This window comes from Collinsella sp. AF37-9, from assembly GCF_003475115.1.
Taxonomy (GTDB): Bacteria; Actinomycetota; Coriobacteriia; order Coriobacteriales; family Coriobacteriaceae; genus Collinsella.
In genome coordinates this window covers 39201-57966 of record NZ_QROQ01000014.1, presented here as the reverse complement: position 1 = coordinate 57966, position 18766 = coordinate 39201, and the positions used below count along the sequence as shown (strand labels likewise).

The following is an 18766-nucleotide window of genomic DNA, read 5'->3' as shown; positions in this document are numbered from 1 at the left end:
CCGACTCGCTTCGGATCGGACGCTACACCAACTTTCTCGACACTACCATAGATCTGCCCTATGATTATTATTCGACACCAGAAATAATGAAATCGCTTGCGGATACCTTGCATAATCCGTTTATTTCCTTCTATGAAACTGCCTTTCTTAAGCGTATTCAGAGGGAAAAATTCGAGTTTATTGGGATTTCGGTGAGCGGCTGTTTCCAATTGATTTCTGCAGTTACGTTAGCGAAACTGATTAAGGAAGAATGTCCATCTGTTAAACACGTCTCATTGGGCGGCAATTACATTACTCGTTTAGCAGATGACTGCATGAAAGAATGGCATCCCTTTTTTGAATACATTGATTCGATAATGATGTATGACGGCGAAGAGCCGCTTGCACGTCTTCTTGAGGCTCTTGACTCTGGTGATGACAATCTCGACTGTGTTCCAAACCTTTGCCATGCTAAAGGTGGAAAGATATATAAAAACCATCGGATTGAGCAAACATTTATCAACGATACAGTTCCCGATTTCGATGGCTTCGCCCTTTCTAAATACTTCATGCCTGAGTTAATATTGCCGGTTTATTCCTCTAGGCAGTGTTTTAATCATTGCGCCTTCTGCACCATTCCCGGTGCTACCGGTGGTTGTTACCGAAAGATGCCTATATCGAGAGTATTTGAAATAATGTGTCGGTTAAATGAAAAATACGGCACGAGAGTTTTCTCTTTTGTGGATGAAACATTCGAAGGCAAAAGAATGGAGCAACTCGCGGATGAAATAAACGCATCGGGAAAAACGTTTTTCTGGCATGGAGAAACGAGGTTCTCTCCAACCCTAAGTACAGAAGTTTTTAACAAGATATACCAAAGTGGATGTAGGCAGATTCAGTTTGGCCTCGAGTCATACAACCAAAGAGTTCTTGATCTAATGAAGAAGAACACGAGAGTTGATTGGATTGATCGCAATGTCCATGATTGTCTCAATGCGGGTATTCCTGTTCATCTATTTTTTATGATTGGCTTTCCGACCGAAACTAAAGAAGAGGCTCTGAACACCTTAGCTTATACAGAGAATGTTTTGAATTATTCAAAACAGGTATGTGGTGTTCCATATTCCACGAGAGGATTTACGAATTTTGGTCTCGTTATGGGGTCGGATGTTTGGAATCATCCCGATAAGTATGGTGTCTCTGTAATGCCGAAGTCCCAATATGAGGATTTGCGCCTCGAAGTGGATTATGTTTCAGGCACTGGTTTAACTTTAAATGAAGCAAAATCCTTATCTGATGAGCATCATATTGATTTTTATATGCAAGAGGTCATAAACGGTAGCGACACAATTGACTTGCCCCAGCGGCTTCATATTTCAGAGGTGACCTGGATCCTAGATTCTATTCACGCTGTCAGGTATAAGGGACATTTGACCAAAGTAAAGCGACGGCTAACTAGTCTAAATCCAGCTGATCGAATCTGGCTGGATTCCAAGACCTCTGTCGTGCTCGTTGAGCCATTTGCCTACTTCTATAATTCTGAATACCATCATGTCTATGCTGTTTCCCAGTTGGTATACCTTAAGTTGGCCCGTTTATTGGAGGCCGATTGTAGCATTTCTCTTATTCTTGATCAGGGCGACCTCGAGCTGACAAGGGCGATAGAAGAACTGTTGCATTATGGATTGCTGAATACAAATATCGATGCCGATTATGTAATGCACGATAACGGTTTTCAATTGGTTAAAAGTTCGTTTGTTAAAGAAGTCGGACGCTCAAAAGAGGGGTTAAGAGTACTGCTGAGTTGTGCCACCCATAGAATGTGTGCGGTTAATGATTTTTCGTTCGCTTTGCTTTCGTTGTTTGAAAAGCCGATTACTAAGAACGAGGTGCGCGACATTTTGAAAAAAGAGGGACTATCGACAAACGAGGAGCAATTAAACAAGTTGGTTGATAATTGCATGAAAGCAGATATACTACAATTGATTAGATAGAGGAGGTTTCTGCATGGACGTTATTAACAAAGATCTCTTGGAGCAACTGAAAGAGTCTCAGGAAGAGGGCGTCGTGGTAGAAGTGTTCGACTTTGAGGACTACATGGATAAATTCTGCCATTAGTTTCGGAATTAACTTGCCTCGCTTAAAGGAGAAGTCGATTATCGATTTCTCCTTTTTTAATTAAAGATATTTTTGGAATACATGCTCTTAGCACAGGTTGGCGTCTCAGTAAACTGAGAGGTTGCTTTGGCTAGTTAGAGATATGTGAACGTCCGTTAGACTGAATCTCAGGGTAGAAGGGGCCTCCAGTGTCCAGATCAACAAGGCAATGCTGCGTTTCGGCTAATAAGAACGACGGCTTTTTGCGTGTGGCGGCGGCCTCGCCCAAGATTCGCGTTGCCGATGTCGAGGGCAATGCCGAGGTTGCGTTGGCGGCTGTTCGTGAGGCTGCCGAGCGTGGCGTTCGCGCGCTGGTGCTGCCCGAGCTTAATCTGTGCGGCTATACCGCGGCTGACCTGTTCCATAACCGCACACTACTGCATGCCTGCGAGGCGGCACTTGAGTTTATCCTCGATGGAACCCGTGAGTTGCCGATCGTCTTTACCGTTGGCTTGCCCGTTGCGGTGGCAGAAAACATCTACAACTGCGCCGCCGTGTGCTGCGCGGGCGAGCTTTTGGGCCTTACGGCCAAGAAGTATCTGCCTAACTATGGCGAGTTCTATGAGCGCCGTTGGTTTGCTCCGGCGCCTGCGGATCCCGTGTGGGTTGATTTTGCCGGTCAGGGTCCGGTCCCGCTTGGCTCGGGGCTTATCTACCGCTGCTGTGATGAGGGCGCCGAGGACCTGGTGCTGGGTGTTGAGGTCTGTGAGGACCTGTGGGTGCCGGCACCCCCGTCGACCGAGATGGCGCTTGCCAGTGCGACGGTGATCCTCAACCCGTCGGCCTCGGACGAGATCATCGGCAAGGCGGATTACCGCCGCGGCCTTATCTCTAACCAAAGCGCGCGCCTGTACTGCGCCTATGCCTATGCAGACGCGAGCGAGGGCGAGTCCACGACCGATATGGTCTTTGCGGGCGAGAACCTTATCTACGAAAACGGCTCCAAGCTTGCCGCGACCAAACTGCTTACCTGCGATATGGCCATCGCCGACGTTGACCTTGACCGTCTGGTTGCCGAGCGCCGCCGCTCGACGACGTGGACGCGCGCCGACGATGCGCCGGAGGCCACGACCGTTGAGTTTTCGTTTGAGGGCGTGCTGACAGACGAACCTGTCCTGCGCAACGCCTGCGACATCGACCGCGTCTTCCCCCGCGCGCCCTTTGTGCCGGCCGACCACGGTGATCTGGCCGAGCGCTGTGAGACTATTCTCAATCTGCAGACTGCTGGCCTCAAGACCCGCCTTGCCCACACGGGCACCAAGGCTGCGGTCATCGGCCTTTCGGGCGGCTTGGACTCCACGCTGGCGCTGCTTGTGACCGTGCGTGCCTTCGATGTGCTGGGGCTGCCGCGCACGGGTATCACGGCGGTCTCCATGCCAGGTTTTGGCACGACGCATCGCACCAAGTCGAATGCCGAGTCGCTCGCCCGCGACCTAGGCGTGAGCTTCCGCGAGGTTTCAATCCATGCAGCCGTGGAGCAGCACTTCAGGGACATTGAGCACGATCCGGCCGTCCAGGACGTGACCTACGAGAACAGCCAGGCGCGCGAGCGTACGCAGATTCTGATGGATTTGGCCAACCAGGCTGGCGGTTTTGTCATCGGCACGGGCGATCTGTCAGAGCTGGCGCTCGGCTGGGCTACCTATAACGGCGACCACATGAGCATGTACGCCGTCAACGCGAGCGTGCCCAAGACGCTTGTGCGTCATCTGGTGCGTTATGCGGCTGATGTCTTTGGCGGGCGTATTGCCGAGGTGCTGCTCGATATCCTCGATACGCCGGTGTCCCCCGAGCTTCTGCCACCAACGGGCGATGGCGAGATTGCGCAGAAGACCGAGGATTTGGTGGGCCCGTATGAGCTGCACGACTACTTCCTCTACTACCTGCTGCGTTTTGGCTTTGAGCCGGGCAAGATCTACCGCATGGCGCTCAAGAGCTTCGAGGGCGTCTACGACGCCAAGACCGTCCGCGCGTGGTTGCGTACGTTCTATCGTCGCTTCTTTGCCCAGCAGTTTAAGCGCAGCTGCTTGCCCGATGGTCCCAAGGTGGGCTCGGTGACGCTCAGCCCGCGCGGCGATTGGCGTATGCCGAGTGACGCCAGCTCGCGTTTGTGGCTTGCGCAGATCGACGCGCTCAATGCAATTGACTAAGGTTGGCTAAATTGAACCAATGCGGGGTTTGTAAGCGTTACACTTTTGCAATCTGATGGCCCGTATCGCGCGGCGCTCTTGTCGGAGCGCCGCGTTTTTTATATCGAAAGGTGGCACCATGCAGGCATCGCAGCGTCTCGACCGCTTTGGCGCGGAGGTCTTCGCCTCGCTCAACAACATGCTCCTCGCGCTGAAGGCTCAGGGTAAGACCATTTACAACATGAGCGTGGGAACGCCCGACTTTAAGCCGTACGGCCACGTGGTCGAGGCACTCACGCAAGCAGCCCAAGATCCCGAGATGTGGAAGTATGCCCTGCGCGACCTGCCCGAGCTCAAGCAAGCCGTGTGCGATTACTATGAGCGTCGCTTTGGCGTTTCGGGCATTACGCCGTCCATGGTGCAGTCGTGCAACGGCACGCAGGAGGGCGTGGGCCATTTGGGCCTGGCCCTGCTCGATCCGGGTGACACCATTCTGGTTCCCGATCCGTGCTATCCGGTCTTTGAGGCGGGTGCCAAGATCGCCGATGCCAAGCTCGAGTACTATCCGTTGGTCGCCGAGCATAATTACCTGCCCTATGTGGCGGGTATCGATCCCGAGGTTGCCGATCGTGCCAAGTATATGATCGTGTCGCTGCCCGCGAACCCGGTCGGCTCGGTGGGCACGCCCGAGGTCTACGAGGAGATTATCGCTTTCGCCCGTGAGCACGACCTGCTGATCGTTCACGACAACGCATATTCCGACATCGTGTTCGACGGCGAGCCGGGCGGCAGCTTCTTGCAGTATCCCGGCGCGCTCGAGGTGGGCGTGGAGTTCTTCTCGCTCTCCAAGTCGTTTAACGTCACCGGTGCGCGTATCGGCTTTTTGGTTGGCCGAGAGGACGCGGTCTCTGCCTTTGCCAAGCTGCGCGGCCAGATCGACTTTGGTATGTTCTTCCCGATCCAGAAGGCTGCTATCGCCTGCCTGAACGGCCCGCGCGATGAGGTCGAGGCGCAGCGTCTGAAGTACCAGGAGCGTCGCGATGCCCTGTGCGACGGTCTTGAGGGACTGGGCTGGGAGCGTCCCAACGCGCATGGCTCTATGTTTGTGTGGGCCAAGCTTCCCGGCGGCCGTACCGATTCCATGGCGTTTTGCGAGGAGCTCATGGAGAAGGCCGGCGTTGTGGTGACGCCGGGTGCGAGCTTTGGTCCTTCGGGCGAGGGGCACGTGCGCATGGCGCTGGTCCTGCCGCCCGACCAGATTGCTTTGGCTGTCGAGGCCATTCGCGAGGCGGGCCTGTATTAGAAATCCATTTAGGCGCGTCAATAGCTCGAAACCGATTTCGTGCAGTTATTTTACGAATCCTGCAAATAATTTCGGTAAACGGTCGATATTTGGCTGCGAATAGGAGCATAATCAAAGTCCCGATTGGATGTATTGGGATTACGGCAAGCCGCTCGGGTCGTTCCCGGGCGGCTTGTTTGTGGAGAGAGATGGGAGTTTCTAATGGTTAACGAGAAGAAGGTCGCTATTGTCGGCTGCGGTTTCGTCGGCTCGTCTTCGGCGTTTGCGTTGATGCAGAGTGGTCTGTTCTCCGAGATGGTCCTCATCGACGTGGACAAGAACCGCGCCGAGGGTGAGGCTCTGGATATCGCGCACGGCATGACGTTTGCCGAGCCGATGAAGATCTACGCCGGCGATTATTCCGATGTCGCCGACGCCGCCATGATCGTCGTCACCGCTGGAGCTGCCCAGAAGCCCGGTGAGACCCGCCTGGACCTTGTCAACAAGAACGTCAACATTTTTAAGTCCATTATCCCCGAGATTAAGAAGTCCGGCTTCGACGGCATTCTGCTCATCGTCTCCAACCCGGTCGACGTTTTGACCTACGCCGCCATCAAGATGTCCGGCCTTCCTGAGGGCCATGTCATCGGTTCCGGCACCGTGCTCGACACCGGCCGTCTGCAGCAGATGCTTGGTGCCCACGTTGAGGTCGACCCGCGCGATGTCCAGGCCTATGTCATGGGCGAGCACGGCGACTCCGAGTTCGTTGCTTGGTCCAGCGCCCAGGTTGCCGGCGTTCCGCTGAACACCTTCTGCGAGCTTCACGGTCATCTGGAGCATGAGGCTGCCGAGAAGCGCATCGCCGAGGACGTCAAGAACTCCGCCTACACCATCATCGAGAAGAAGCACGCTACCTACTATGGCGTCGCCATGGCCGTCAAGCGCATCTGCACTGCCGTCATGCGTGACGAGCAGACCGTTCTGCCCGTTTCCTCGCTCATGGTGGGCGAGTACGGCCTGTCCGATCTTGCCATCTCCATGCCGACCGTCGTTGGCCGCGACGGCGTTGTCTGCCGCGTCCCCGTGCCGCTGAACGATGACGAGCAGCATGAGCTTACCGCCTCCGCCAAGGCCCTCAAGGACATCATCGACAGCGTCGACTTCTCCTGCTAAATCAAGCTCTTTTGGGCAACAGGCTACAATGAAAGGCGTCCGGTCCACACGGTCCGGGCGCCTTTTTGGTGCAAAGTAACCTTATCCCAATGCGCCATAGTTGATGGGAGCGCCATGTCGGATTCGCCTAATTTTTTGACCTATGCCCAGACGGCGTTTGACCCGTTTGAGGAACGGCCGTTCTGCGCGGTGGATAGCCTGGTCTTTGCGTGGTTGTCCTATTTGCGTTTGCCGGGTGATATGGCGGAGCTGACGAACTGGCAGGGCCTAGACGTACGCGAGCTGCTTCGTGCCGAGTGCTACCGGGACATGATTGGCGACCTGTGGGACCCAGAGGGGAGCAGGGCCTTGTTGGAGGCCGTGGCAGCAAGCCCTCGCTACCGTGGCGTGCACGTATGCGGCTATCGTGCCGTGAGCGATGTGGTGGCGACAGAGCAGTTTGCAGCCATGGCGTTCCGGTTTCCGGCGGGGTTTAGTTATCTTTCCTTCCGGGGGACCGACAGCACGATTGTGGGCTGGAAAGAGGACTTTAACATGGCGTTCCGGTGTCCCGTGCCCTCCCAGGAATCCGCGGCGCGTTATGTGGACGAGGCAGCGGATGCGATTGGCGGGCCGCTTTTGTGCGGAGGTCATTCCAAGGGCGGAAACCTTGCGGTGTACGGTGCAGCGATGTGCTCCGATGTCGCCCGTGGGCGAATCGAACGGGCGTATTCCCATGATGGTCCGGGCTTCGTCGAGGAGTTTCTGAGCGGCAGCGCCTTTGCCGATCTTTCCGGTCGAATCGATAAGACGCTGCCTCGGTCGTCGATCTTTGGCATGATGTTCGAGACGCAGGAGGACTATGCCATCGTTGAGAGCACCGAGTTCAGCCTGCTGCAGCACAATCCCTTTAGCTGGGTGGTTGATGGTCGCGACTTCGTGTACTGTGAGCGCCTGTCTGCCGGCGCTCGATACGTTGATGGCTCCATTCGCGAGATGCTGCTTGCGGTGTCACCTAGCGAGCGCGAGCGTTTTGTAGATGCGTTGTTCTCCGTGTTTGAGGCTACGGGTGCTGAGCGGTTTGCGGATATCGCTGGGAATCTGCGCGAGAGCCTGCCTGTGATGCTCCAGGCTGCGCAAGGCTTTGACAAGGATACGCGACGCTTTGTCTCGCAGACCATCGTGGCAATCCTTAAATGCGCGCTGTTGCCCAAACGACCCCAGGTCGACATGCCCGTTGCCGGCAAGAGCTTTGCCGAGCAGCTCGAGGCATGGCAGTCCGAGCTCCTGCGCTAACCATTGGTGCAAAGCAACCTGACCCCGATGCACCAATCTGCCGACCGCTATACTGATTTGTGCTCAATTCGATCTAGAACGGAATGCCGTATATGAAAATCAATCACGCGATTCTGCATATCCTGGACTTTGACTCTGCCGTCAACGTCATGAGCCAGCGCGAGCTCGATATCGAGAGCCGTACCGTGCGCAGCTTCGTGACCACGCATCTGCGCCGCGCACGCACCTCTGCCGATAATAAACGCGCCACGTTTGCCGAGAACTCTGCGTTTGGCGGCGAGCTCAAGGGCTATTTCTTTGGCGAGCGCGAGTTCGTGGACCTGTCGCAGCAGATTGCGGAGTTTATCTCCTCCGAGCTTACCAAAGCCGAGAAAGCCGAGTCCACTGACGTGCTCGTGGCCGATTTTGACGACGATGAGGATGCCCGCTGGTTTGCCGTGATGCTGCTGGGCTCCAAGCAGGCTTTTATGCACGAAGTGGGCCGCGAGGAGGGGGAGGTGCGCAACGACATCGCGCGCCACTACGCCATTCTGCCGAACCCCTCGCAAAAGGTGCCGAGCTATGCCATCGTGCGCGCGAGCACCATGGAGATCGGCTACGTGGACAAGAAGCGCAAGATTGCCGGCGAGGACCGTATGCTTATCCCCGATGGCCTGCTGCAGTGCGACACGGGCGTATCGGGCAAGGAGGTCATCGACACCGTGACGCGTGTGGTTGAGGAAGTCGCCGAGGAGCACGGCGCCAACACGGCCGTGGCACTCGCCAAGGTTAAGGCCGCTGTGGCCGAGAAGGTCGAGGATGACGAGGAGCTTCCGCCCTGGGATATCGTCGATGAGGTCTTTGAGGACGAGCCGGTCATCAAGGAAAGTGTGCGCGCGGCACTGACCGAGGAGAAGGTTCCCGAGCGCGTTCCCGTGGAGCGCAAACAGGTCGAGCGCGCGGCGGTGCGCAATCATAAGATTCGTACCGATACGGGAATCGAGATCAGCTTCCCGGCCGAGATGGGTTCGAACTCCGAGTACATCGAGTTTGTCAACGAACCCAACGGCCTCATCTCCATCGAGCTCAAAAACATCGGCAGCATCGAGAATCGATAACATAAGAGCGGGCCGAAGGAACTGTCCCTTCGGCCCGCTGTCCTTTTCTCTATTTCTGCTATTTCTCTTGGCGCGGGATGGGTGGCGGAGTTGTTGACCTGGCGAACAAATCCGCCAGCTCCTGAATGATTCCCGCGGATTGCCAGTCGGCCATGCCCTGCTTCCACACCAACGTCGAAGTGTCCAATGACCCCGCAGCGCTCATTTGACGCAGCGTTTGAATGGGAAAAGGACCATTTGCTTCGTTGCCACTGGCAACATAGTAGCCATCACGGGGGAGGGGCGGCGGAGTTTGAACGCCGACTTCCAACAGACTATTCATGTTACCGGCTATATTCTGTCCTAGGGCACCTCCGATTGCTATCCCAGCTGTGATTCCAGCCATGTTCAATCCTGAATCTGGGGTTGCGCCTCCAGTTTGGCCGCTTTGACCAAGAGCCTCTGCGCCCGCAACGCCGACAGCTGTTTGTGCTTCAATTTGATAGGCGGCCATATTGGAGGATTGAGTCTGCTTGTGAATGCTGTACTGAGATTCCTCTCGTTCAATGCGGAGCTGTTCTGCCAGGTTCTGCATCTTTATTTGCTGGGCATCATGAATGGTTTTAATATCAGCCTCGGCCTTCGCCCTAGCGGTTGCGGCTGTGATATCGCGGGTAACGGCCATCAGTTGATTGAATGCCTCGCTGTCCTTATCGATATCAATCGCAGAGACATCAACGCTGGACAGTTCGACCCCGAATAGTGCATTGAGCTTTTCCGAGAGCGTCTCAATCGCTAATCGGGAGATGTTATCCGTCTTGTTTTCAAGCTGTTGAATGGGGAGCTGTTGTGTTGTGGCCACGTCCGCCACGATGCTTTTAACCTTGCGTGCAACGTGGTCTTTGATTTGCTTCTGGAGGTCCGCGGCATCGAATTCATCGAGGCGATGCAATTTGATGAAACGTCGGTAATCGGCTATGCAATACGTGATGGTTCCTCTTACGGCGACCGGAATCCCGAACTCTGGGTAACGAGAATCGAAGACGTCGAAGTACCTGACTGCAAATTTAGATTGCAGCACTTTTGCAAGGTTGATGAAATAGACTTCGGCTTGGAAAGGTGTCCCACCGCCGTATGCTAGCGCGACGAGGTTGGCGATTATCGGCAGGTTCGACGTTTCAAGGGTCTTGTCAAATGGGCCTTCGATATATTCCTGAATGAGTTCGCCACCCCTTGGTCGATAGACAAAAACGGCAACGGATCCCTCTCTTACGCGGAGCGACGATCCCCATCGAATCGCATTCTCGCGACGAGCGTTATTGTCAGGTCGCCATTTCCAAATCAGATAATCCTTTTGATCGCATCTGATTTGGTCCATCATTCCTGTGTTTATTGGTTTTGACGACATGTTGACCTCCGGGTTTTCGATGCTAGTGGCTGCAAATGCAACGGATTTGTTGGTGAATTAATCTGCTCCACAGGCGCGCAGGGCAAATAGGACACCCAATGAGCCTAGGGAGAGCGCAATTGAAACAATGAATGGAATCGCCGTTGAGATTGCAGCGGTTTTTTCGCGATCTTGAAGTTCCTTTTCCTTACTACCCCTCATCACTTTGAATTGCTCAAAGTCCCTGGTATTTCCGAATAGTCGTTCGGCTTTCGCATATGCTTGGTCAAACTGCGACTTCCACGCTTTGGAAATAAGCCGCTCTGATTCGCTGATTTTCGAGGCGTCGTGAACATCTGTGTATGGGTCGATGTTCGAATTGGCAACAGAAAGGAATTCAATAAGATCCTCTTTTTCAGAGGGGATGGGAAACGATTTGATTGCACTTGCAATTTTCTTGTCGGTGGGACTAATGTCTGTCGATGTGGCTTTTTCCTTCTTTGGACGCTTCTCTTCAATCGAGTTGATGGTTTGATAGAGCCGTCCGATGGCTCCTTCGGAAGCTTCTTTGAGTTTGTAGCCGCATGACGGGCACGTGTTCTCATGGGGCGAGAGGAGCTCACCGCATGCTGGGCATTTGAGGGGCCCTTTATGTTTCTCCTCTGCCTCCTGCTTATTATTGTCAGACTTGTGCTGCGGCTGATTTGGCTCAGAGGATTGTTTGGCACTGTGCGGAACGGATTTTTGGGCCTCATTGGGTAGGCTCTCTTCCTCGCCTGGGATTTTGCGCATCCATTCCGGTACTGCCGCACCGCAGTGACCGCAGTAGATATCGCCATCGAGCAGTATATTTCCGCAGGTTATGCAATAACGCATTGTCAGATTCCGTATCAGTAGGGGATTGATTTAAAACAGAAAGAACAGTCTGCGAAGCATGGACCAGATGAACAAGGCGGCGATAGCGGCTGCGATTTTTCCCTTGGTGTTAAGGGTTTTCCATTTTTTGAATCCCAATGTGGCCAGGTTTGCGAGTTCGCGAAAGGTCGAATTCACCGCCGTGGACAATTCGCTGGAATCGGGAGACTGGTTTATCTCGACATTGTGGTCCTTATTTGATTCATCTGTCCGTAATTTATCGTCTGCGTCTTTGCTGGTTTGTGCCTGCTGATTGGAGTCGAGATACACGGTCTCCGTCTTAACGGCCCCTGGGGCTTTAGTAGAATTCGAGTTCGGCTGGGCTGGAGAGGGCACCGCTTTGCCGCATTTTGTGCAGAAGGAGAGTCCTTCGCGCATTTCAGCTCCGCAGTAATAGCAATACTTCATTTTTTAGGCCTTATTCTAATAGGGTAGATATAATGCGAAAGCAAACAAAAGGGCAATCTCTCGATGGGACTGCTTGTCGAACAGCACGACGATGGTTTTGTCGTCTTTTGGCTTGACAGCTGCAACAAGGCTTCCATCCCGGTAAATCTCGGTTTTCGTTGGTTTTTTGCACCCGAAAGGTTTGCTGCTCTTAGCGATGTATGGACCGGCCACGTGTTGCTGTTCACCCGAAACGAAGCCGAGCGGGTTGAAGCTCTCCTCAAATCGATAGCTTTCATCTTGAGTGAGCCTTGGCTTGTGCGTTACGAGGCGTTCAAGCAGGGAATTGGGGCGCTCAGGCATTTCTTTTCGCTCCCTATCACGAACGTCCTCATGAGAGATGTGCATCTGGACCGAGCTGTCATAGCTGCCCGAGTCGTCAGGATTAAACATATCTCCATCTATAGCCATATGCATAAATGTAAGTGATGCTTGGGGATATCCACCTTCAGCTAAAAAAGAGTAGACGGACTTATCTTCGCTTCGTTTTCCTTTGACGTGATATACAAGGTCTTTGGTTGCATTAATTACTTTGTAAGAGCGAGTTTTATTAAACGCGTCAAAAGGAGACAGATCGGCATTGCCTTTAATGAACAGCTTGTTGTCGTCCTTAGTCTTATTCTTTTTAGATTTGGGCGATTTCGGTTGTTTGGGTTGGACGGGCTCGATTGGTATGGGGCTTCCGCAATAGCTGCAATATGATTCAGAACCATGGAGCGGCTTGCCGCAATGAGTGCAGAAGGGCATCGGTAACCTCGCTAAAAGAAATCAAGCGGCTTGACGGTACCGTCAAGCTTCACTAAACAAGTTAGTGAAGCTTATTGCTCCCTCTCTGATTCACTTTAATCATTCCATCATGGAAAGGTTGATAGGTGGTTAAGTATTGCCTGGCTGTTGGGTTAACTGTAACTTGAAATACTGTCCGGAATGTTGCTCGTACGATACTGGAGACAATCATGGCTCCGTTAGTTTTGGGAAAACCGGTATTCAAGAAGGATCAGGTCCTTTCGACTACCGAGGCAAGCGAATCGCTCTCTACAATTCGCAAGTGCCCTAAATGGGCGCTGCAGTATCTGCGCGAGCTTGAGATTGATCGCATCGCGGTGGACAGAATCAAGAATGGTCCGCACGAGTTTATTCCGTTTGAGGACGCCTTAACTCCTGAGGAGCTCGCGGAGTTTGAGTCAATGGATCACGATGCGATTTCCGACGAGGACCTTTTCGAATGAGTGGGCGTTTTGTCATCGGCTTATTGAATGGTTGAATACGATGGAACCCTGAGATGAAGAAGGCCGAAGCCCTTTGGGACTTCGGCCTTTTTGCTTGGAGCTGAATTGAGTTGCAGACTGAGCATACGTTAGCGAAAACGCCCCTAGGCGAGCAAGGTGACGTGAAAGAGGAGGGAAGCGTACTTCGGTACGCGACCGACGATTGAACGTCAGATTGCCGCCTAGGGGCGTTTGTAGCGTCGACTAGTTACGCGGTTTGGTAAAACCGCGTAACCCTACAGTTGACGTAGGCCCTCTTCGAGACCGGTCTTACTGTCGGTCTTCTCGTCGCGCATCTTGATGACGCGGGCGGGGACACCGGCCACGACGGCACCGTCGGGGACGTCCTCGACGCACACGGCGCCGGCGGCGACAACAGCGCCCTTGCCCACGCGCACGCCTTCCAGGACCACGGCGTTAGCGCCGATCATGACATCGTCCTCGATGATGACGGGCGTGGCGCTGGCGGGCTCCACGACGCCCGCCAACACGGTGCCGGCGCCGATGTGGCAGTTCTTGCCCACGGTGGCGCGACCGCCCAGCACGGCGCCCATATCGATCATGGAACCCTCGCCGATGACGGAGCCGATGTTGATGATGGCGCCCATCATGATCACGGCACGGTCGCCAATCTCGACGCGGTCGCGGATGATCGCGCCCGGCTCGATGCGGGCGTTGATGCCCTTAAGGTCGAGCATGGGCACGGCGGAGTTGCGGCAATCGTTTTCAACGTCGTAGTAATCGATGGAATCGGCATTGGCGTCCAGGATGGTCTTAAGCTCATCCCAGTCACCAAAGACGGTCTTGCCACGACGACCGCCGTAGACGTGCGCATTGCCCCACTGGACCTTCATACCCGGCTTTTCGCGCACGTACAGTTTGACGGGCGTTTTCTTGGGCGCGGTGGCGATGTAGTTGATAATCTCCTGTGCATCCATCTCGGCTGCGTTGCTCATATGCTGTCTCTCCTTTGAGGGGATATGGTTGATAACTAGTTAGGCGAACATGACCTGGTCGAAGGTGTAGAAGCCGGGTTCGCGGGTGACGAGCTTTTGCGCGGCTGCCAAGGCGCCGTTGACAAAGATCTGACGACTCGTGGCGCGGTGGGTGAGCGTGATCTCCTCGTCCTGGCCAAAGAAACTCACCTCGTGCACGCCGGCTACGGTGCCGCCGCGCAGCGAGTGCATGCCGATTTCCTTGGGGTCGCGCGCGCCGCACATGCCCTCGCGGCCATAGACGGGGTGGTAGCCTGCCTCGGGCTCAGCTTCGACGACGGCGTCGAGCAACAATTTGGCAGTGCCGCTGGGGGCGTCGACCTTTTGGTTATGGTGCGTCTCGACGATTTCGCAGTCAAAGCCCGGTAGCTCGCGTGTGGCCTGTGCTACCAGATGACGCAGGGCTGCGATACCGATGGAGTAATTGCCGGAGTGCATGACGCGGGCGTTCTGACCCAGCTCACGCAGGCGATCCATCTGCTCGGGTGTGTAGCCCGTGGTGCCCGAGACCAACGCGGCGCCCGTGCGTTCGACATAGGCGACGACGGCGTCGAAGGTCACGACGTTTGAGAAGTCGATAATCACATCGGCAACCGGTGCGTTCTCGAGCTCGCTCAAATCGAAGCCAATCTGGGCCACGATATCAAAAACGGGCTCTCCAGCGGCGTCGACAACGCCCTCGGCGGTAGTGCGGATGAGCGAGCCCATACGGCCCGTTCCCATAATGACGGTCTTAATCAAGCAGACCAGCTCCCTTCAGAGCATCGGTAAGTGCAGCGCGTGTGTCGTTGGCCATGGGGCACAGCGGCATACGGTAGTTTGCCTCGATCATACCCATCTGGGCGAGCGCTTCCTTAACGGGGATGGGGTTGACCTCACTAAAGAGGGCATTGATGAGCGGCTGGCCGGCAATCTGGATATCGCGGGCACGCGCCACATCGCCGTCCAGATAGGCGCGGCACATGTCGTGTACGAGCTGCGGCTGAACATCGGCCCACACGCTGATGGTGCCCGAGGCGCCCAGGCTCATGAGCGGTACGGTAAGTGCGTCCTCGCCTGAGTACATGCGGAAGTCGTCGGACAGCAGGTGGGCGATCTTGGCCGCGTAGGCGACGTTGCCCGAGGCTTCCTTAATACCCATGATGTTGGGGTGCGCGGCCAGGCGCTCCACGTTGCGCTCGCTGATGCCGCAGCCGCAGCGGCCGGGGATGTTGTACAGGATGCAGGGGATATCTACGGCATCGGCAACGGTCTTAAAGTGCTGGTAGATGCCCTCTTCGTTGGACTTGTTGTAGTAGGGGGTAATGAGCAGCAGGCCGTCGGCGCCCAGACCCTGATAGGTGAGCGACTTGGTGAGCATGGTCTGCGTGGAGTTGGAGCCCGAGCCGGCGATGACGGGGACACGGCCTGCAACCTGCTTGACCACCGCGGCGACAACGGAGTTGTCCTCGTCGTCGGTCATCGTAGCGCTCTCGCCGGTGGTGCCCAGGGTGAGGATGGCGTCGGTGCCATTTTGCAGGTGGAAATCGATAAGGCGCTCAAGTGCGTCAAAGTCGACACTGCCGTCCTTTTTAAACGGGGTGACGAGGGCGACGACCGAGCCCTCGAGGTTGCGGACATCCATGTTTTTCTCCTTCGCTTCCGCGATCTGGACGCGTTTGTTCCATTGGGCGGCGACTGCTAGGCGCTCGTCCTGAGCGCGACGGCGGGCGCTTTCGGCGCGCGATTTGGCCAGCAGCTCGCGGCCGCACGGCAGCACGTCGAGCGTGGCAAAGTAATCGCCCGGGCGCTCGGCGCGGCGGATGAGGTCTGCCGCGCCATCGGGGCGCAGCAGGACCTCGGCGGAGCGCAGACGGCCGTTGTAGTTGTAGCCCATGGAGTAGCCATGCGCGCCGGTGTCGTGAATCACGAGCACATCACCCATGTCGATATGCGGCAGCTCGCGGTCGATGGCGAACTTATCGTTGTTCTCGCATAGGTTGCCCGTGATGTCGTAGGTGTCCGTAACGGGCGCTGTGGTCTTGTCGTCGCCACCCGGCTGGCCCATCACCGTAATGTGGTGGTAGGCGCCATACATGGCGGGACGAATAAGGTCAACGGCACTGGCGTCCACGCCGATATAGTCCTTGTAGATCTGCTTCTCATGGATGGTCTTGGTGACCAGGCACCCATAGGGGCCCATCATAAAGCGGCCCATCTCGGTACAGATTGCCGCATCGCCCATGCCGGCGGGAACCAGAATCTCGTCGTAGGCCGTGTGCACCCCTTCACCGATGGCGTGGATGTCGTTGGCCTGCTGCTCGGGCAGGTAGGGGATACCGACGCCGCCGGATAGGTTGATGAAGGCGACGTGTGCGCCGGTCTCGCGCTCCAGGCGCACGGCAAGCTCAAAGAGGATGCGCGCGAGCTTGGGGTAGTAGTCGTTGGTGACGGTGTTGCTGGCAAGGAATGCGTGGATGCCAAAGCGCTCGGCGCCCTTGGCCTTGAGCGTGCGGAAGGCCTCGAAGAGCTGCTCGGTGGTCATGCCGTACTTGGAGTCGCCCGGATTGTCCATGATGCCGTTGGAGAGCTGGAACAGGCCGCCTGGATTAAAGCGGCAACTGACCGTCTTGGGGATTGGCCCCGCAACGTGCTCAAAGAACTCGATGTGGCTGATGTCGTCAAAGTTGACGATGGCACCCAGTTTGTCGGCGAGCTCAAAGTCGGCAGCCGGCGTATCGTTGGACGAGAACATGATGTCGTGTCCCGTGATACCCAGCGAGCGGGCGATCATGAGCTCGGTATAGCTCGAGCAATCGCAGCCGCAGCCGTATTCGTTGAGAATGGAGATGAGCGCCGGGTTGGGGTTGGCCTTGACGGCAAAGTATTCCTTAAAGCCCGGGTTCCATGCAAAGGCGTCGCGCACTTCTTGCATGTTGCGGCGGATGCCCGCCTCGTCGTATAGATGAAACGGCGTGGGGAACTGCTCGACGATATGCTCGAGCGTCTCCTTGTCCACAAACGGCTGCTTGGCCGCATATGCCTCGTTGGGGGTCAATGCCATGTCCCGTAAACCTCGCTATCCAGACGGCGCCATCTGCGCATCGAATCCGCATAGCGTGGACCCAATGTCCGGATAGCGCTCCCGCATTGCTGCAGACAGTCCTGTGGGTGTTTCCCACAGGCCCACCAGGTTGTTCGTGCCCGAAAAACCCAGTTCGGCGGGTTTCGCCTCCCCACGGGGTCAAAGCCTGCCGGCTCGCCCGCGGTTCTTCGTGCCCGCGCCTCTATCAAGTGGTAACGACCCTACCACGTTGCACTTTACCAAACAAGAGTATTCGTATATAACGTTTAAAAAATGCAGGGATATGCTGGAAATAAGGGTATGGCAATCTTGCGGCACAATAGATAGCAACCGGCGCACACCAATGAAAGGAACCTCTATGACCGAGCTCCAAGAACTCCGTCGCTATCGGCGCGACTTGCACAGGATCCCGGAGCTCGACTTCGATCTTCCGCAGACTATTGCCTATATCGAGGGCGTGTTGGCGTCGCTTGCCTGCGAGGTGACCCATCCGTGCCCCAGCTGCGTCTGCGCTTTCTTTGACGCTGGCGTTGGTGCCACGCATGCCACGGCGATTCGTGCGGATATGGATGCGCTGCCCATTGCCGAGGCGACGGGTGCGGCCTTCGCCTCGTCTCATCCCGGCAAGATGCACGCTTGCGGGCACGACGGACACATGGCCATGGCGCTCGCCGCCGCGACGTATGTCGACCGCACGATTCGCGAGCAGCCGGGTTCACTTAAACGCAACGTGCTTTTTGTGTTCCAGCCGGCCGAGGAAACGACCGGTGGTGCCAAGACGGTATGCGAGAGTGGTGTGTTCGAGCGCTATGGGGCCGACCGCATTTTTGGCTTCCATGTGTGGCCCGATCTGTCTGCCGGCACGCTGGCGAGTTGTTCTGGTCCGCTGCTGGCGCGTTCGAGCGAGACGCATATCCATATTCACGGTACGAGTATCCATATTGCTAAGACTTATGGTGTGCCGGTTGAGGAGTCACACGATGCCGCGTTGGCGGCAGCGAAGTTTTTGGTTACCGAGCGCGAGCTGATGGACGAACTGGGCACCGACGAGCCCTGTATCGGCAAGTTTGGCCTGCTGCAGGCCGGTACCGTCTGCAACGCGGTGGCGGGGGAGGCCCATGTGGCCGGCAGCTTGCGTGTGTTTACGGACGGCATGTTCGACCGTGCACGCGAGGGTGTGCGCCGCGTGCTTGATGAGGCATGCACTGCAACGGGCTGCACGTACGATCTCGACTTTGCCGAGGGCTATCCGCCGGTCGACAACGATCCCGAGTTGTTTGATCGAATCGCGCCCGTTCTGCCCGAATTGCAACTTGTGGACGAGCCGCTGCTAATCGCCGAGGATTTCGCGTTCTATCAGCGCCATCTGCCGGGCGTGTTCTTCTTGCTGGGCACGGGCGTGCCAGAGGGACAAGAAAACCCGATCGACGCTGATGGCTGCCCAGCCTATGCAACAAGCGCTCTGCATACCGATACCATGCTCTTTGACGAGGAGATTCTTCTCAAAGGCCTTGATGTCTACAAGCGATTGCTTTTGCTTGACTAAGGCGTGAAGGACTATTTGTTCTAGAAAATACGAACAAACGTACGATATAATAGAGATGTAAGTCTATAGAAAC

General features: G+C 55.7%; 15 protein-coding genes and 1 riboswitch. Of the genes, 8 read left to right on the top strand and 7 right to left on the bottom strand.

Annotated elements, in window-relative coordinates; translation table 11 throughout:
- The 6 genes from DW024_RS05775 to DW024_RS05750 form a co-directional block, all read left to right on the top strand.
- Positions 1–1973: radical SAM protein (locus DW024_RS05775; RefSeq protein ID WP_118377198.1), on the top strand; the 1973-nt coding region annotated here is incomplete at its 5' end.
- Between the two features lie 312 nt (positions 1974–2285).
- Positions 2286–4286 (top strand): NAD(+) synthase, encoded by a 2001-nt coding sequence (locus DW024_RS05770; RefSeq protein ID WP_118377197.1) that lies wholly within the window; start codon positions 2286–2288, stop codon positions 4284–4286.
- A 118-nt stretch (positions 4287–4404) separates the two neighbouring features.
- Complete coding sequence (locus DW024_RS05765) at positions 4405–5568, top strand: pyridoxal phosphate-dependent aminotransferase (RefSeq protein ID WP_118377196.1); 1164 nt, start codon at positions 4405–4407, stop codon at positions 5566–5568.
- Positions 5569–5769: 201 nt separating this feature from the next.
- Positions 5770–6720, top strand: coding sequence for an L-lactate dehydrogenase (locus DW024_RS05760; protein WP_006234343.1), 951 nt, complete (start codon positions 5770–5772; stop codon positions 6718–6720).
- A 114-nt stretch (positions 6721–6834) separates the two neighbouring features.
- On the top strand, positions 6835–7995 hold the full coding sequence (locus DW024_RS05755) for an Mbeg1-like protein (RefSeq protein ID WP_118377195.1): 1161 nt from the start codon (positions 6835–6837) through the stop codon (positions 7993–7995).
- Between the two features lie 92 nt (positions 7996–8087).
- Positions 8088–9092 (top strand): nucleoid-associated protein, encoded by a 1005-nt coding sequence (locus DW024_RS05750; protein ID WP_118377194.1) that lies wholly within the window; start codon positions 8088–8090, stop codon positions 9090–9092.
- 58 nt (positions 9093–9150) lie between these two features.
- On the opposite strand, the gene DW024_RS05745 is transcribed toward DW024_RS05750, so the two are convergent.
- The 4 genes from DW024_RS05745 to DW024_RS05730 are packed head-to-tail and all read right to left on the bottom strand — an operon-like array spanning position 9151 to position 12567.
- Positions 9151–10479 (bottom strand): SPFH domain-containing protein, encoded by a 1329-nt coding sequence (locus DW024_RS05745; RefSeq protein ID WP_158572169.1) that lies wholly within the window; start codon positions 10477–10479, stop codon positions 9151–9153.
- A gap of 57 nt (positions 10480–10536) precedes the next feature.
- A complete protein-coding gene (locus DW024_RS05740; RefSeq protein ID WP_118377193.1) occupies positions 10537–11334 on the bottom strand; it encodes a zinc ribbon domain-containing protein in 798 nt (265 codons plus the stop codon).
- 30 nt (positions 11335–11364) lie between these two features.
- Positions 11365–11751, bottom strand: a complete 387-nt coding sequence (locus DW024_RS05735) for a hypothetical protein (RefSeq protein WP_158572168.1) — start codon at positions 11749–11751, stop codon at positions 11365–11367.
- 45 nt (positions 11752–11796) lie between these two features.
- Positions 11797–12567 (bottom strand): zinc ribbon domain-containing protein, encoded by a 771-nt coding sequence (locus tag DW024_RS05730; protein ID WP_118377191.1) that lies wholly within the window; start codon positions 12565–12567, stop codon positions 11797–11799.
- Between the two features lie 209 nt (positions 12568–12776).
- Here DW024_RS05730 and DW024_RS05725 point away from each other — a divergent pair, with 209 nt between their 5' ends.
- Complete coding sequence (locus DW024_RS05725; protein WP_118377190.1) at positions 12777–13049, top strand: hypothetical protein; 273 nt, start codon at positions 12777–12779, stop codon at positions 13047–13049.
- Between the two features lie 275 nt (positions 13050–13324).
- Here DW024_RS05725 and dapD read toward each other — a convergent pair whose 3' ends face one another.
- From dapD to dapA, 3 genes are read right to left on the bottom strand one after another with little or no spacing between them, the layout of a single operon-like run.
- On the bottom strand, positions 13325–14044 hold the full coding sequence (dapD, locus tag DW024_RS05720) for a 2,3,4,5-tetrahydropyridine-2,6-dicarboxylate N-acetyltransferase (protein ID WP_118377189.1): 720 nt from the start codon (positions 14042–14044) through the stop codon (positions 13325–13327).
- A gap of 39 nt (positions 14045–14083) precedes the next feature.
- Positions 14084–14824 (bottom strand): 4-hydroxy-tetrahydrodipicolinate reductase, encoded by a 741-nt coding sequence (gene dapB / locus DW024_RS05715; RefSeq protein WP_199576939.1) that lies wholly within the window; start codon positions 14822–14824, stop codon positions 14084–14086.
- Positions 14817–17126 (bottom strand): 4-hydroxy-tetrahydrodipicolinate synthase, encoded by a 2310-nt coding sequence (dapA, locus tag DW024_RS10265; protein ID WP_118377188.1) that lies wholly within the window; start codon positions 17124–17126, stop codon positions 14817–14819. Before dapA ends, dapB begins: the two co-directional genes overlap by 8 nt.
- Positions 17127–17191: 65 nt before the next feature.
- Positions 17192–17360, bottom strand: a riboswitch (Lysine riboswitch).
- Positions 17361–17505: 145 nt separating this feature from the next.
- Between dapA and DW024_RS05705 the strand changes: the two genes are divergently transcribed.
- Positions 17506–18693: an N-acetyldiaminopimelate deacetylase gene (locus DW024_RS05705; protein WP_117735769.1), complete on the top strand. Its 1188-nt coding sequence runs from the start codon at positions 17506–17508 to the stop codon at positions 18691–18693.
- The last annotated feature ends 73 nt before the right edge of the window (positions 18694–18766 follow it).

Excerpts from the sequence above, each read along its gene's own strand:
- DW024_RS05765 (WP_118377196.1), top strand. The coding sequence starts at position 4,405 with ATGCAGGCATCGCAGCGTCTCGACCGCTTTGGCGCGGAGGTCTTCGCC.
- DW024_RS05760 (WP_006234343.1), top strand. The coding sequence starts at position 5,770 with ATGGTTAACGAGAAGAAGGTCGCTATTGTCGGCTGCGGTTTCGTCGGC.
- DW024_RS05755 (WP_118377195.1), top strand. The coding sequence starts at position 6,835 with ATGTCGGATTCGCCTAATTTTTTGACCTATGCCCAGACGGCGTTTGAC.
- DW024_RS05750 (WP_118377194.1), top strand. The coding sequence starts at position 8,088 with ATGAAAATCAATCACGCGATTCTGCATATCCTGGACTTTGACTCTGCC.
- DW024_RS05745 (WP_158572169.1), bottom strand. The coding sequence starts at position 10,479 with ATGTCGTCAAAACCAATAAACACAGGAATGATGGACCAAATCAGATGC.
- DW024_RS05740 (WP_118377193.1), bottom strand. The coding sequence starts at position 11,334 with ATGCGTTATTGCATAACCTGCGGAAATATACTGCTCGATGGCGATATC.
- DW024_RS05735 (WP_158572168.1), bottom strand. The coding sequence starts at position 11,751 with ATGCGCGAAGGACTCTCCTTCTGCACAAAATGCGGCAAAGCGGTGCCC.
- DW024_RS05730 (WP_118377191.1), bottom strand. The coding sequence starts at position 12,567 with ATGCCCTTCTGCACTCATTGCGGCAAGCCGCTCCATGGTTCTGAATCA.
- DW024_RS05725 (WP_118377190.1), top strand. The coding sequence starts at position 12,777 with ATGGCTCCGTTAGTTTTGGGAAAACCGGTATTCAAGAAGGATCAGGTC.
- dapD (WP_118377189.1), bottom strand. The coding sequence starts at position 14,044 with ATGAGCAACGCAGCCGAGATGGATGCACAGGAGATTATCAACTACATC.
- dapA (WP_118377188.1), bottom strand. The coding sequence starts at position 17,126 with ATGGCATTGACCCCCAACGAGGCATATGCGGCCAAGCAGCCGTTTGTG.
- DW024_RS05705 (WP_117735769.1), top strand. The coding sequence starts at position 17,506 with ATGACCGAGCTCCAAGAACTCCGTCGCTATCGGCGCGACTTGCACAGG.